The 14113-nt window shown below is 68.3% G+C and carries 12 protein-coding genes; 9 read left to right on the forward strand and 3 right to left on the reverse strand.

Annotated elements, in window-relative coordinates; translation table 11 throughout:
* Window positions 1-132 precede the first annotated feature (132 nt).
* From OOZ48_RS09720 to efp, 9 genes are all read left to right on the forward strand, one after another.
* Window positions 133-1122, forward strand: a complete 990-nt coding sequence (locus OOZ48_RS09720) for a malate dehydrogenase (protein ID WP_269497671.1) — start codon at window positions 133-135, stop codon at window positions 1120-1122.
* Window positions 1123-1193: 71 nt separating this feature from the next.
* A complete protein-coding gene (prpB, locus tag OOZ48_RS09725) occupies window positions 1194-2093 on the forward strand; it encodes a methylisocitrate lyase (protein WP_269497675.1) in 900 nt (299 codons plus the stop codon).
* A gap of 46 nt (window positions 2094-2139) precedes the next feature.
* Window positions 2140-3366, forward strand: a complete 1227-nt coding sequence (gene prpC / locus OOZ48_RS09730) for a bifunctional 2-methylcitrate synthase/citrate synthase (protein ID WP_269497678.1) — start codon at window positions 2140-2142, stop codon at window positions 3364-3366.
* Between the two features lie 25 nt (window positions 3367-3391).
* Window positions 3392-4843 carry a bifunctional 2-methylcitrate dehydratase/aconitate hydratase gene (locus OOZ48_RS09735; protein ID WP_269497681.1) on the forward strand — a complete coding sequence of 484 codons (1452 nt, stop codon included), beginning with the start codon at window positions 3392-3394 and terminating at the stop codon, window positions 4841-4843.
* Between the two features lie 80 nt (window positions 4844-4923).
* Window positions 4924-5199 carry a GNAT family N-acetyltransferase gene (locus OOZ48_RS09740; RefSeq protein ID WP_269497684.1) on the forward strand — a complete coding sequence of 92 codons (276 nt, stop codon included), beginning with the start codon at window positions 4924-4926 and terminating at the stop codon, window positions 5197-5199.
* Window positions 5200-5304: 105 nt separating this feature from the next.
* Window positions 5305-7890, forward strand: a complete 2586-nt coding sequence (gene acnB, locus OOZ48_RS09745) for a bifunctional aconitate hydratase 2/2-methylisocitrate dehydratase (protein WP_269497687.1) — start codon at window positions 5305-5307, stop codon at window positions 7888-7890.
* A gap of 220 nt (window positions 7891-8110) precedes the next feature.
* Complete coding sequence (locus OOZ48_RS09750; RefSeq protein WP_269497690.1) at window positions 8111-9316, forward strand: DUF2863 family protein; 1206 nt, start codon at window positions 8111-8113, stop codon at window positions 9314-9316.
* Window positions 9317-9358: 42 nt separating this feature from the next.
* Complete coding sequence (gene earP / locus OOZ48_RS09755) at window positions 9359-10468, forward strand: elongation factor P maturation arginine rhamnosyltransferase EarP (RefSeq protein ID WP_269497693.1); 1110 nt, start codon at window positions 9359-9361, stop codon at window positions 10466-10468.
* 56 nt (window positions 10469-10524) lie between these two features.
* Window positions 10525-11082, forward strand: a complete 558-nt coding sequence (gene efp, locus OOZ48_RS09760) for an elongation factor P (RefSeq protein WP_269497696.1) — start codon at window positions 10525-10527, stop codon at window positions 11080-11082.
* A gap of 64 nt (window positions 11083-11146) precedes the next feature.
* Here the strand turns inward: efp and OOZ48_RS09765 are convergent, their stop codons facing one another.
* Genes OOZ48_RS09765 through OOZ48_RS09775 form a run of 3 tightly spaced genes read right to left on the reverse strand, consistent with a single transcriptional unit; the run spans window position 11147 to window position 13911 of the window.
* Window positions 11147-11623 (reverse strand): DUF1178 family protein, encoded by a 477-nt coding sequence (locus OOZ48_RS09765; protein WP_269497699.1) that lies wholly within the window; start codon window positions 11621-11623, stop codon window positions 11147-11149.
* A gap of 2 nt (window positions 11624-11625) precedes the next feature.
* Window positions 11626-12261 carry a thermonuclease family protein gene (locus OOZ48_RS09770; RefSeq protein WP_269497702.1) on the reverse strand — a complete coding sequence of 212 codons (636 nt, stop codon included), beginning with the start codon at window positions 12259-12261 and terminating at the stop codon, window positions 11626-11628.
* Window positions 12262-13911 carry an acyl-CoA dehydrogenase family protein gene (locus tag OOZ48_RS09775; protein WP_269497705.1) on the reverse strand — a complete coding sequence of 550 codons (1650 nt, stop codon included), beginning with the start codon at window positions 13909-13911 and terminating at the stop codon, window positions 12262-12264.
* Between the last annotated feature and the right edge of the window lie 202 nt (window positions 13912-14113).

The following is a 14113-nucleotide window of genomic DNA, read 5'->3' on the forward strand; positions in this document are numbered from 1 at the left end:
CGGACGCCAGATGTCTAATACTCTTGTGTCTTATATAAGATATAAGAGTCTTGACGCAAGAACTGGAATAAACTACTCTTTTCCGCGTTTCCGGATCCCCCGTTTCCGCCATTCATCCTCTCGGAGATTTTTATGTCCAAAGCCGCCATGCGCGTGGCCGTCACCGGCGCCGCCGGCCAGATCGGCTACGCCCTGTTGTTTCGCATCGCTTCCGGAGAAATGCTGGGCAAGGACCAGCCCGTGATCCTGCAGCTGCTGGAAATTCCCGACGACAAGGCCCAGCAGGCGCTCAAGGGCGTGATGATGGAACTCGAGGACTGCGCCTTCCCGCTGCTGGCCGGCATGAGCGCCCACAGCGATCCGCGCGAGGCGTTCAAGGATGCCGACGTGGCCCTGCTGGTCGGCGCCCGCCCCCGCAGCAAGGGCATGGAGCGCAAGGACCTGCTGCAGGTCAACGCCCAGATCTTCACCGCCCAGGGCAAGGCGCTCAACGAGGTCGCCAGCCGCGACGTCAAGGTGCTGGTGGTCGGCAACCCGGCCAACACCAACGCCTACATCGCCATGAAATCCGCGCCCGACCTGCCGGCCCGCAATTTCACCGCCATGCTGCGCCTGGACCACAACCGCGCCCTGTCGCAGATCGCCGCCCGCACGGGCAAGGCCGTCGCGGGCATCGAAAAACTCATCGTATGGGGCAACCACTCGCCCACCATGTACCCGGACACGCGCTTTGCCACCATCGACGGCCAGCCTGTGCAAACGCTGATCAACGATGACGCCTGGATCCGCGACACGTTCATCCCGACCGTCGGCAAGCGCGGCGCCGCCATCATCGAGGCGCGCGGCCTGTCCTCGGCCGCCTCCGCGGCCAATGCCGCCATCGACCACGTCCGCGACTGGGTCCTGGGCTCCAACGGCAAGTGGGTCACCATGGGCGTGCCCTCCGACGGCTCCTACGGCATCCCGGAAGGCATCATCTACGGCGTGCCGGTCATCACCGCCAAGGGCGAATACACGCGTGTCGAGGGCCTCGAGATCGACGCTTTCTCGCGCGAGCGCATGGACTTCACCTTGAACGAGCTGCTCGAGGAACGCGACGGCATCGCCGACCTGCTGCAGTAAACCGCCCCCCCGGCGCGCCGGCCGGACAGCGCACCCGGGCTCGGACGCCGGCATCCGCACAGGAGATCCACATGACCCGACCCGCTTCCCCCGGCGCGCTCTTTCGCCAGGCCCTCAAGGACGAATCGCCCCTGCAGATCATCGGCGCCATCAACGCCAACCACGCCCTGCTCGCGCAGCGCGCGGGCTATCGCACGATCTACCTCTCGGGCGGCGGCGTGGCTGCCGGCTCGCTGGGCATGCCCGACCTGGGCATCAATACGCTCGACGATGTGCTGATCGACGTGCGCCGCATCACCGACGTCTGCGATCTGCCGCTGCTGGTGGACATCGACACCGGATTCGGGCCGTCGGCCTTCAACATCGCCCGCACCGTCAAGTCCCTCATCAAGTTCGGCGCCGCCGGCTGCCACATCGAGGACCAGGTGGGCGCCAAGCGCTGCGGGCACCGCCCCGGCAAGGAAATCGTCGGCACCGATGAAATGGCCGACCGCGTCAAGGCGGCCGTGGATGCCCGCACCGACAGCGATTTCTACATCATCGCCCGCACCGACGCGATCGCGGTCGACGGCGTGGACGCGGCGCTCGAACGCGCGCACGCCTGCGTGGAGGCGGGCGCCGACGCGATCTTTGCCGAGGCGTCCTACGACCTGGACACCTACCGGACATTCTCCGCCAGCCTGAAGGTCCCCGTCCTGGCCAACATCACCGAGTTCGGCCAGACGCCGCTGTTCACGGTCGAGGAGCTGGCCGGCGCGGGCGTAGGCATGGTGTTGTATCCGCTGTCGGCCTTCCGCGCCATGAACAAGGCGGCCGAGGCCGTCTACGAGGCGATTCGCCGCGACGGCCACCAGCACAATGTGGTCGATCTGATGCAGACCCGCGAGGAACTCTACGACCGGATCGGCTACCACCGCTACGAAGCGCAGCTCGACGCCCTGTTCCGGCAGGGCAAGCACAAGGCGTCCTGACCGGGATACGCCCGCGACCCGAAACCCTCATCCAAGGAGACCCCCGATGGCGACCAAGAACACCTCCAATGCCCGGAAAACCCCGGCCCGCAAGGCCGCGGTGCCGCAGACGCCCGCCGCCCAGGCCGATGCCCCCGCCGGGCCAAAGCCCAAGAAATCGGTGGCCCTGTCGGGCGTCGTCGCCGGCAACACCGCGCTGTGCACGGTGGGCCGCAGCGGCAACGACCTGCACTATCGCGGTTACGACATCCTGGATATCGCCGACACCTGCGAATTCGAGGAAGTCGCCCACCTGCTGATCCACGGCAAGCTGCCGACCAGGGCCGAACTCAAGGCCTACAAGGAAAAGCTGCGCCGCCTGCGCGGCCTGCCCGCCCAGGTCCAGGTCGCCCTCGAGGCGCTGCCCGCCGCCAGCCACCCGATGGACGTCATGCGCACGGCCGCCTCGGTGATGGGCTGCGTGCTGCCCGAAAAGGACGACCACAACCTCGCCGATGCGCACGACATCGCCGACCGCCTGATGGCGGGCCTGGGCTCGGCCCTGCTGTACTGGTACCACTACAGCCACAACGGCCGCGTCATCGACGTCCAGACCGACGACGACAGCATCGGCGGACATTTCCTGCATCTGCTGCACGGCGAAACCCCCAGCGACGACTGGGTGCGCGCCATGCATACGTCGCTGATCCTGTATGCCGAGCACGAGTTCAACGCCTCGACCTTCACCGGCCGGGTGATCGCGGGCACCGGCTCGGACATGTACTCGGCCATCACTGGCGCGATCGGCGCGCTGCGCGGCCCCAAGCACGGCGGCGCCAACGAGGTCGCCTTCGAGATTCAAAAACGCTACGACGATCCCGACGAGGCCGAGGCCGACATCCGCCGCCGCGTCGAGGCCAAGGAGGTCATCATCGGCTTCGGGCACCCGGTCTATACGGTCTCCGACCCGCGCAACAAAGTCATCAAGGAAGTCGCCCGAAAACTGTCCAAGAAGGCCGGCTCGACCAAGATGTATGACATCGCCGAGCGCCTGGAATCGGTGATGTGGGAGGTCAAGCGCATGTTCCCGAACCTGGACTGGTTCTCGGCCGTGTCCTACCACATGATGGGCGTGCCCACCGCCATGTTCACGCCGCTGTTCGTGATCGCGCGCACCGCCGGCTGGTCGGCGCACATCATCGAGCAGCGCATCGACAACAAGATCATCCGCCCGACGGCCAACTACGTCGGCCCCGAGGACCGCAAGTTCCTCCCCATCGAAAAGCGCAAATAAGCCGCAACCTCTTTCAGGAAACCCCATGTCTGCGACTATTTCCAACGTGCGTCCCCAGCCCGACCAGGTCCTGGTGGACATCGTCGATTATGTGCTGGATTACCAGATCGACAGCGCGCTCGCGCTCGAGACCGCGCGCAATTGCCTCATCGACACCCTGGGCTGCGGCCTCGAGGCGCTCGAATACCCCGCCTGCCGCAAGCTGCTGGGACCCATCGTGCCGGGCACCGTGGTGCCCAACGGCGCCAAGGTCCCCGGCACCCAGTTCCAGCTGGACCCGGTGCAGGCCGCCTTCAACATCGGCTGCATGATCCGCTGGCTGGACTTCAACGACACCTGGCTCGCGGCCGAATGGGGCCATCCCTCGGACAACCTCGGCGGCATCCTGGCGGTGGCCGATTGGCTCTCGCGCAACGCCGTGGCCGCCGGCAAGCCGCCGCTGACCATGCGGGCCGTGCTCGAAGGCATGATCAAGGCCCACGAGATCCAGGGCTGCATCGCGCTGGAGAACTCCTTCAACAAGGTCGGGCTGGACCACGTGGTCCTGGTCAAGATCGCCTCGACGGCCGTGGTCTCGCAGATGCTCGGGCTGTCGCGCGACGAGACCATCAACGCGGTGTCCCTGGCCTGGGTCGACGGCCAGAGCCTGCGCACCTACCGCCACGCCCCCAACACCGGCAGCCGCAAGTCCTGGGCCGCGGGCGACGCGACCAGCCGCGCCGTGCGCCTGGCCCTGATCGCGCGCACCGGCGAGATGGGCTACCCTTCCGTGTTGACGGCGCCGACCTGGGGCTTCTACGACGTGCTGTTCAAGGGCCAGCCCTTCAAGTTCCAGCGGCCCTACGGCAGCTACGTGATGGAGAACGTGCTGTTCAAGATCTCCTTCCCGGCCGAATTCCACTCGCAAACCGCCGTGGAATGCGCCATGCAGATCCACGACCGCCTCGAGGCGCTGGGCAAGACCGACGCGGACATCGCCAAGATCACCATCCGCACCCACGAGGCCTGCATCCGCATCATCGACAAGAAGGGCCCGCTGGACAACCCCGCCGACCGCGACCACTGCGTGCAGTACATGGTCGCCGTGCCGGTGATCTTCGGGCGCCTGACGGCGGCCGACTACGAGGACGGCATCGCCGCCGACCCGCGCATCGACGCGCTGCGCGACAAGATCGTCTGCGTCGAGGATCCGGCCTTTACCGCCGATTACCACGATCCCGAAAAACGTTCCATCGCCAACGCGCTGACGGTCGAGTTCACGGACGGCACACGCCTGGACGAGATCGTCTGCGAGTACCCGATCGGCCACAAGCGCCGCCGCAAGGAAGGCATCCCGCTGCTCGAGGCCAAGTTCCGCACCAATCTCGCGCGCCAGTTCCCGGCGCGCCAGCAGCAGCGCATCCTGGACGTGTCCCTGGACCAGAAGGCGCTCGAGGCGATGCCGGTGCACGAGTACGTGGACCTGTACGTCATCTGAGGCCTGGGCGCGGCCGCCGGACAGGCCCCGGCACGCCGCGCCGCCCCGCATCGACACCGAACCCCAGAGAGAAGATCGCCATGACACGCGCTGTACGGCACGACGAGGCCCGCCGCCGCTTCGAATGGACCGAGGAAGGCCACCTCTGCGTCATGGACTACGTCCTGGCCGACGGCGTGGCGGCCTTCACGCACACCGGGGTCCCCCGCCCCGTCGAGGGCCGGGGCATCGCCGCCGACCTGGTGCGCACCGCCCTGGAGACCGCCCGGCTGCGCGGCTGGCGCGTCCGCCCAGTCTGCTCCTACGTCGCCGCCTTCATGCGGCGGCATCCGGAATACCAGGATCTGCTGGATTGAACACTCGTGTCTTATATCTTATATAAGACTGTTGCCTGAAATCCCGCCTCCCCGTAAAATAGGGGCCGACAGAATCCCCCTGAAACTTTTCTTTAGAGCCCCGACATGCTGGATTCCTACCGCACCGAAGCCGCCGCGCGCGAAGCCATGGGCATAGCCCCGCTTCCGCTGACCGCGCACCAGACCGCCGACCTGATCGAACTGCTGAAAAACCCGCCCGCGGGCGAGGAACAGTTCCTGCTGGACCTGTTCACCCATCGCGTGCCGGCCGGCGTGGACGAGGCGGCCAGCGTCAAGGCGTCCTACCTGGCCGCGGTGGCCCTGGGCAAAGAGGTCTGTCCGCTGATCGACGGCAAGCACGCCACCGAACTGCTGGGCACCATGCTGGGCGGCTACAACATCAGCGCGCTGATCGAACTCCTCGACCATGCCGAACTGGCGCCCGTGGCCGCCGAGGGCCTGAAAAAGACCTTGTTGATCTTCGATGCCTTCCACGACGTCGAGGAAAAAGCCAAGGCGGGCAATGCCCACGCCCAGGCGGTGCTGCAAAGCTGGGCGGACGCCGAGTGGTTCACCAGCCGCCCCGAGGTCCCGCAAAGCCTGACCCTGACCGTGTTCAAGGTCACGGGCGAAACCAACACCGACGACCTGTCGCCCGCGCCCGACGCCTGGAGCCGGCCCGACATCCCGCTGCACGCGCTGGCCATGCTGAAGAACCCGCGCGACGGCATCGAGCCCGACGTCCCCGGCAAGGTCGGCCCCATCCAATTCCTGAACGCGCTCAAGGCCAAGGGCCACCTGGTCGCCTACGTGGGCGACGTGGTCGGCACGGGCTCCTCGCGCAAATCCGCCACCAACTCGGTGATCTGGCACACCGGCGAGGACATCCCCTTCGTGCCCAACAAGCGCTTCGGCGGCGTCTGCCTGGGCGGCAAGATCGCGCCGATCTTCTACAACACGATGGAGGACTCCGGCGCCCTGCCCATCGAGCTCGACGTCTCGGCCATGAACATGGGCGATGTGATCGAGCTGCGTCCCTACGAAGGCAAGGCCTTGAAGGACGGCCAGGTCATCTCCGAGTTCCAGCTCAAGTCCGACGTGCTGCTGGACGAGGTCCGCGCCGGCGGCCGCATCCCGCTGATCATCGGCCGCGGCCTGACGGCCAAGGCGCGCGCCGCGCTGGGCCTGCCGCCCACCACCCTGTTCCGCCTGCCCGAAAACCCCGTCGACAGCGGCAAGGGCTACTCGATCGCCCAGAAACTCGTCGGCCGCGCCTGCGGCCTGCCCGAGGGCCAGGGCGTGCGCCCCGGCACCTACTGCGAACCGCGCATGACCTCGGTCGGCAGCCAGGACACCACGGGTCCCATGACCCGCGACGAGCTCAAGGACCTCGCTTGCGTGGGCTTCTCGGCCGACCTGGTGATGCAGTCCTTCTGCCACACCGCCGCCTATCCCAAGCCCGTCGACGTCAAGACCCACCACGAGCTGCCCGCCTTCATCAGCACGCGCGGCGGCGTGTCCCTGCGCCCAGGCGACGGCATCATCCACTCGTGGCTCAATCGCATGCTGCTGCCCGATACCGTGGGCACCGGCGGCGACTCGCACACGCGCTTCCCCATCGGCATCAGCTTCCCCGCCGGCTCGGGCCTCGTGGCCTTCGCCGCGGCCACCGGCGTGATGCCGCTGGACATGCCCGAATCGGTCCTGGTGCGCTTCAAGGGCGACATGCAGCCCGGCGTCACGCTGCGCGACCTGGTCAACGCCATCCCGCTGTATGCCATCAAGCAAGGCCTGCTGACGGTCGAGAAGAAAGGCAAGAAGAACGTCTTCTCGGGCCGCATCCTCGAGATCGAAGGCCTGCCCAACCTCAAGATCGAACAGGCGTTCGAACTCTCCGATGCCTCGGCCGAACGCTCGGCCGCGGCCTGCACCGTGCGCCTGAACAAGGAACCGATCATCGAATACCTGAACAGCAACATCACGCTGCTGAAGTGGATGATCGCCAACGGCTACCAGGACGCCCGGACGCTGGCGCGCCGCATCAAGGCCATGGAGGCCTGGCTGGCCGACCCGCAGCTCGTCGAGCCCGATGCCGATGCCGACTATGCGGCGGTGATCGAGATCGACCTGGCCGACATCCACGAACCCATCGTCGCCTGCCCCAACGACCCCGACGACGTCAAGACGCTGTCGGACGTGGCCGGCACCCCCATCGACGAGGTCTTCATCGGCAGCTGCATGACCAACATCGGCCACTTCCGCGCGGCCGCCAAGCTGCTCGAGGGCAAGCGCGACCTGCCCTCCAAGCTCTGGGTCGCCCCGCCGACCAAGATGGACGCCAGCGAATTGACCAAGGAAGGCCACTACGGCACCTTCGGCACCGCCGGCGCGCGCATGGAGATGCCGGGCTGCTCGCTGTGCATGGGCAACCAGGCGCAGGTGCGCGAAGGCGCCACCGTGTTCTCGACCAGCACCCGCAACTTCCCCAACCGCCTGGGCAAGAACGCCAATGTGTTCCTCGGTTCGGCCGAGCTCGCCGCGATCTGCTCGCGCCTGGGCCGCATCCCGACGCGCGAGGAATACCTGGCCGACATGGGCGTGCTGTCCAAGGACGGCGACCGGATCTACCGTTACATGAACTTCGACCAGATCGAGGATTTCACGGCGGTCGCCAATACCGTCGAGGCCTGACGGCACGGCCCGCCGCCCAAGGCGGGCATCCTCCCGGGGGGCGGGACGGTCTTCGCGGACCGTCCCGCCCCCCCGGGCCTTCCAGTCCACCCAAACACGAACGGCGGGCAGGCGGTACACTAGTACGGTGTCTCATACGCACATCGCCGCGCAGGCGCGATGTCACGGTTGCGTCCACGAGACACGACACCAGCAAGCCGCAGCCCTTCGTCCGCACGTCATGGCATCCTCCTCTCGTCACGCACACCTGTCCCGCCCCTCCCGTTCCCTGATCGCCCTGGCCGACGCGCTGGCGCGCTCGGGCAGCCGCATCGAGGACGATTACTGGGAACGCCAGCTCGGCGCCCTGCTGGATCGCGCCCTGTCGGGCAAACCGGGACGCACGGTCGAGTCGGCCCTCGACCACCTCATGGATGCCCAGTCGCAGGCCTATGAGGTCCTGGTCGAACAGGCGGAAAACCGTTCGGAATCCCTGCGCCTCACCCATCAGGGCCAGGCCTGGGAGGTTCTGCTGTTTTCCGCGCCCATCCTGGCCTGGACGCGCTACAAGCTGCCCGAGGGCGGGCTGAACCCGGACCACGTCCGCGAACTGGAAGCGCTGCTGGCGGATTCGGTGGCGGCCCCGGGCGCACGGCTGGCGCTGCTGCCCGAACTGATCCGCTTCGAGCGCCTGCCGCAGTCCTTCCATGAAACCCGCGCCTGGACCCAAAGCCTCGCGCTGCGCGCCCTGGGCGGCGGCCCGGGCGCACCGATCCGCAGCGACGCCGAGCAGCCCGACAACCTGCTGGCCGACGTGCTGTTCCTCGTGGGCATCATCGCCGTCCCCGAGGGCGAGGCCCTGTTTCGCTGGCAGGATGCCCAAGCCGAGCGGCCCGCCGAACTGCGCGAGGAATCGGCGGCCCGCTGGCGCGCCAATTGCGCACGGCTCCTGGATCCGGTCTTCACGGGCTGCCAGGTCGAATACCTGCAGCCCGAGGCCTACTACACCAGCACCCGCCTGGCCGACCAGCGCATCCGCCCGCTGTCGCTCAAGGCCGCGGTGACCTGGCTGCAGACCGCGGGGCACATCCCGGCCAAGGATCTGCGCGCGGCCATCGTCGCCTGCGGCGAACAGGGCGTCGAGGAATACCGGGTCGGATTCTGCACTCGCGAGAACAACGACGTCATCTACGGCTGCGTCTGGCCGGCCCTCAGCCGCGAGGAGGCCCTGCCCGAGCCCAGCACCGACGACCAGATCAATGCCTGGGAGGAAATCGCCGCCTTGCTGCGCGAGGAAGGCATCCAGGACATCCGCCGCCTGCCGGGCCTGCAGGCACTGGAATTCTGCGATGATTGCGGCACTCCTTATTTCCCCAACATGCTGGGCGAGATGCAACACCCCGAGCTGCCCGAGGAAATCGACCCGGAGCCCATGCATTTCCATTGACGTCGCCGCATCCCGTCCATCCATGACACCCGGTTCGTGCGCATGAACCCACCGGCTTTCGACCTATTCTGCCGGGTGGTCGACAATTTTGGCGACGCCGGGGTGTGCTGGCGGCTGGCGGCCCAGCTGGCGGCCGGCGGCCACGCCGTCAGGCTATGGATCGATGAACGGGCGGCACTGGCGCGCCTCGTGCCGGCGATCGATGCCGCGGCATCCGACCAGACCGTCGAAGGCGTCCGCGTCCTGCCATGGGCGCACGCCGCGGCGGCGCTGCCGCCCCGGGACGGCGTCGTCATCGAGGCCTTTGCCTGCACGCCGCCGGCCCCCTACCTGGCCGCCATGCCCGGGCGCGGCTGCCTGTGGATCAATCTCGAATACCTCAGCGCCGAGGACTGGGTGCGCGGCTGCCATGGCCTGCCCTCGCCGCAGGCCAACGGGGTCCCCAAGCATTTCTTTTTTCCCGGCTTCGTCCCCGGCACCGGCGGCCTGCTGCGCGAGCCCGGCCTGGTCGCCCGGCGCGAGGCCGCGCAGTCGATCCCGCGCCGGCAGCGCCTGCGCGAATTGACCGGGCGGGATTTCGGCGCCCTGGCCGACGAGGCGCGGGTGGTCCTGCTGTTCTGCTATCCGCACGCCCCGCTGGCGGGACTGCAGCGCGCGCTCGCCGCCGATCCGCGCCCCACCCTGCTGTTGGCGCCGGGCGCCGTGCCCGCCGGATTGACCGGCGAGGGCGCCCTGCAGGTCCATGCCATCCCCTTCACGCCCCAGCGGCGATTCGACGAATTGCTGTGGTGCTGCGACCTGAACCTCGTGCGCGGCGAGGATTCGCTGGTCCGCGCCCTGTGGGCGGGCGTCCCGCTGCTCTGGCACATCTATCCCCAGACCGGGGACACGCACCTCGACAAGCTGGAGGCCTGGCTGGCGCTTGCCGCCCTGCCGCCACCCGCGGCCGAGGCGGTGCGGGCATGGAACGGCCCAGACGCCTCGGCGCTGGCACAAGCCCTGGCGCAGGCCCTCGAGGCGCCGGCCTGCGACGCCTGGCGCCGGCGCAGCCGGCAATGGTCCGACGCGCTGTCCGAGGCGCCCGACCTGGCCGCAAACCTGCTGGCGTTTTGCATGCGGCATCGCCAAAGCGTTAAAATAGAAAGTTATTGATTTTTCAGCTTTGCTCCGGACCCCACGGGGCAGAACACCCCGGAGCCACTTCCTTTATGAAAACCGCACAAGAATTGCGCGTGGGCAACGTCATCATGGTCGGCAACGACCCCCTGGTCGTCCAGAAGGCCGAATACAACAAGTCGGGGCGCAACGCCGCCGTCGTCAAGCTCAAGTTCAAGAACCTGCTGTCGGGCACCGCCAGCGAGGCCGTCTACAAGGCCGATGAAAAATTCGAACTCGTCGTGCTCGAGAACAAGGAATGCACCTATTCCTATTTCGCCGACCCGATGTACGTCTTCATGGATGAGGAGTACAACCAGCACGAGGTCGAGGCCGACAGCATGGGCGACGCCCTCAACTACCTCGAGGAAGGCATGACCGTCGCGGTGGTCTTCTACGAAGGCCGCGCGATCTCGGTCGAACTGCCGACCATCATCGTGCGCGAGATCGCCTACACCGAGCCGGCCGTCAAGGGCGACACCTCGGGCAAGGTCCTCAAGCCCGCCAAGATCAACACGGGCTACGAGCTCGCCGTCCCGCTGTTTTGCAACATCGGCGACAAGATCGAGATCGACACGCGCACCAACGAGTACCGCAGCCGCGTGATGTGATCCGGTCGGGATGCGAAAAAGCCAGGCGATGCCTGGCTTTTTTCATGGCCGCGCAACCGCAAGACTACTGCAGGCGGTCGTCGTCGAGGATATCGGGAATCGGCATGATCGAAATGCCGTCCTCGACCAATGACTGGCATTCCTCGGCGGTGGCCGTGCCGCGGATCGCGCGATGCTCGATCTCGCCCTCGTGCATGCGCCGCGCCTCGTCGGCGAAACGCGCCCCGACGTTGTCGGACTGGCTGACGATCCGGCGGATGTGGCGCAGCACCTCGGCCTGCAGGTGGGCGAGCTGCCCGTCCGAGGGCGCCATGACCGACGCGCGGCCGGCGGGCACCGATGGGGCGTCCTCGCGCTGGGCCTTCAGGTGGCTGACGTTCAGGTGAGGCGCCGAGACGCGCCGGGTGATCTGCGCGCTTTGGCAGACGGGACAGCGGACCAGCCCCCGCGAGGCCTGGTCCTCATAGCTTTCCAGCGAGGCGAACCAGCCTTCGAAGAGATGATCGTGCTCGCACGAGAGGTCGAATACTTTGAGTGCCATGGTCAGCAGATGGGGGCGGCGTTGCCGGATTCAAGGGCCGCCCAGCAGCGCCAGCGCCACTCCCAGGGGGCGATTGCGCCGGGCTGGGCCCACAGCCCCAGGCGTCGGTCGCGGGCATGATCCTGCAGCCCGGGCAGGTCCGGATCACGCATGTACTTGCCGCCGCCCTGCATATTGGCCCAGGCCATGCCGGCGGCCACCATGCGGCGATTGGCGGTCTCGCCCTCGCCCAGCGGCAGGTCGCAGACATGCCGCCGATAGCGGTCGCGCTCGTAGCAGGCCAGCGTGTACGTACCGCCGGCGATCAGGCCGGCCAGCGCCTTGCGCGCGGCCTGGCCGAAGGGCTGTCCGGGGCGTTCGCGCCCGTGCGAGGTCTCGGGCGCATCGATGCTGGCCAGGCGGATGCGCTCGCGATTGCGGCCGACGAGCAGGGTCAGGGTGTCACCGTCGGCCACGTCGACCACGCGCCCGGCGAGCGCGTAGGTGCCTGCGGACGGCGCGTCCTCGGCGCCCAGCCCGAAGGCCGCCGCGCCCAGGCCGGCGGCGAGGCCCGCGGCCAGCAACCATCCGGCGGTCCCGCGGCGAATGCGCCGCCAGGCGGCGGCCCTGCGCCGTCCATCCATAAAGTAGTGCTCCATTCAATCCGGCCAGGCCCGCTGCAACAGCGCATCGGAGGCCAGTGCCACCGCATGCGCGCCGTACACGCGCCCGCCCTCGCCGCCCAGGCGGCTGTCGACAAAAGCGCGCGCCAGCCAGTCCGGCGCATGGCGCAGCAGCAGGTCGGCCTGCGCCAGCAAGACGAGGTCTTGCGCAGTATAGCGGGCCGCCGCCTGCTGCTCGTCGTCGGGGCGGCCCAAGGCATCCAGCAGCCGCCGGGCGGCGGCCTGGACCAGCGGCTCGCCCGGATGGCCCGCCGCCAGGCCGGCGACCACCCGACCGGCGGCCTCGGGCGCGCGGCTGGCCGCGCGCAGCACGTCCAGGCACATCACGTTGCCGGAGCCCTCCCAGATCGAATTGACCGGCGCCTCGCGGTACAGGCGCGCCATCGGACCGTCCTCGATGTAGCCATTGCCGCCCCAGACCTCCATGCACTCGCCCGCCGCCTCGACGGTGCGCTTGCACACCCAGAACTTGGCGGCCGGCGTGAGGATGCGGCGCAAGGCGTGCTCGTCCTCGTCCTCGGGCGCATCGAAGGCGCCGGCAAGGCGCAAGGCCAGCACGGTGGCGGCCTCCGATTCCAGGGCGAGGTCGGCCAGCACCTGGCGCATGAGGGGCTGGGCGGCCAGCGGGCGCCCGAAGGCGCTGCGGTGACGGGCATGGTGGACCGCCTGGACCACGGCCTGGCGCAACAGGGCGGCGCTGCCCAGGACGCAATCCAGCCGCGTATAGGCGGCCATCTCGACCAGGGTGCGGATGCCGCGTCCCGCCGGCCCCACCCGGCGGCCCAGCGCATCGTCGAACTCGACCTCGGCGCTGGCGTTGGAGCGATTGCCGAGCTTGTCCTTGAGACGCTGGATGCGCACGCCGTTGCGTTGGCCGTCCTCGAGCCAGCGGGGCACGTAGAAACAGCCAAAGCCCTCCTCGTCGCGGGCCAGCACCAGATGCGCATCGGACGTGGGCGAGGAAAAGAACCACTTGTGGCCGCTGAGGCGGTACCAGCCGCCGCCCTCGGGCGCCGCCACGGCGCGGCTGGTGCTGCCGCGCAGGTCGGAACCGCCCTGCCGCTCGGTCAGGCCCATGCCGACCATCATGGAGGCCTTGTCCGCCAGCGGCCGATCGCGGCCGTCGAAGCGGCGCGCGTACAGCAACGGCCGCAAAGCATCGAACCAGGACTCGCGTGCCAGCAGCGGAATGGCCGCCGAGGTCATGGTGGTCGGGCACAGCGATCCGGCCTCGACCTGGCCATGCATCAGATAGCAGGCCGCGCGGGCCACGTGGGCGCCGGGCCCGGCGTGCGACCAGGCGCTGCAATGCATGCCCTGGGCGAACGCCATGCCCATGAAATCCGCCCACCCGGGATGGAAATCGACCCGGTCGATGCGCACGCCGCGCCGGTCGTAGGCCCGCAGCTCCGGGCCATGGCGATTGACCGCATGGGCAAGCGCCATGGTCTCGGCGCGGCCCAGCTGCGCCCCATAGGCCTCGAGCCGGGCCTCGTGGTCGCCGGCCCCCTCGCGCCGCACCCCGTCGCGCAGGGCCGTGTCGCTGAGGTACAGGTTGTAGTCCTTGAGGTCGGGCACCTGATTGTCGGCCTCGGGCGTGCGCGGCATCCTGTCATCCACGGACATGGTCGCCTCCGTCAAAGTCTGTGTCCGGCGCCGCCGGATCTCTCCAGTCTACCCGCGTTCATCGGCCGGGGCCATCGCCGAGCCCGGGCCCCGGGGGCTACAATCGGCGGCATACCCGCGGCACGCAGCCCGGCCACGAGCCGCCTCGCCGCCCTCCGGCACAGCCCAGCGGGCTGACCACCCTTACTCACATACGCGGAGC

This window comes from Castellaniella sp. S9, assembly GCF_027257175.1.
Classification (GTDB): domain Bacteria; phylum Pseudomonadota; class Gammaproteobacteria; order Burkholderiales; family Burkholderiaceae_B; genus Castellaniella.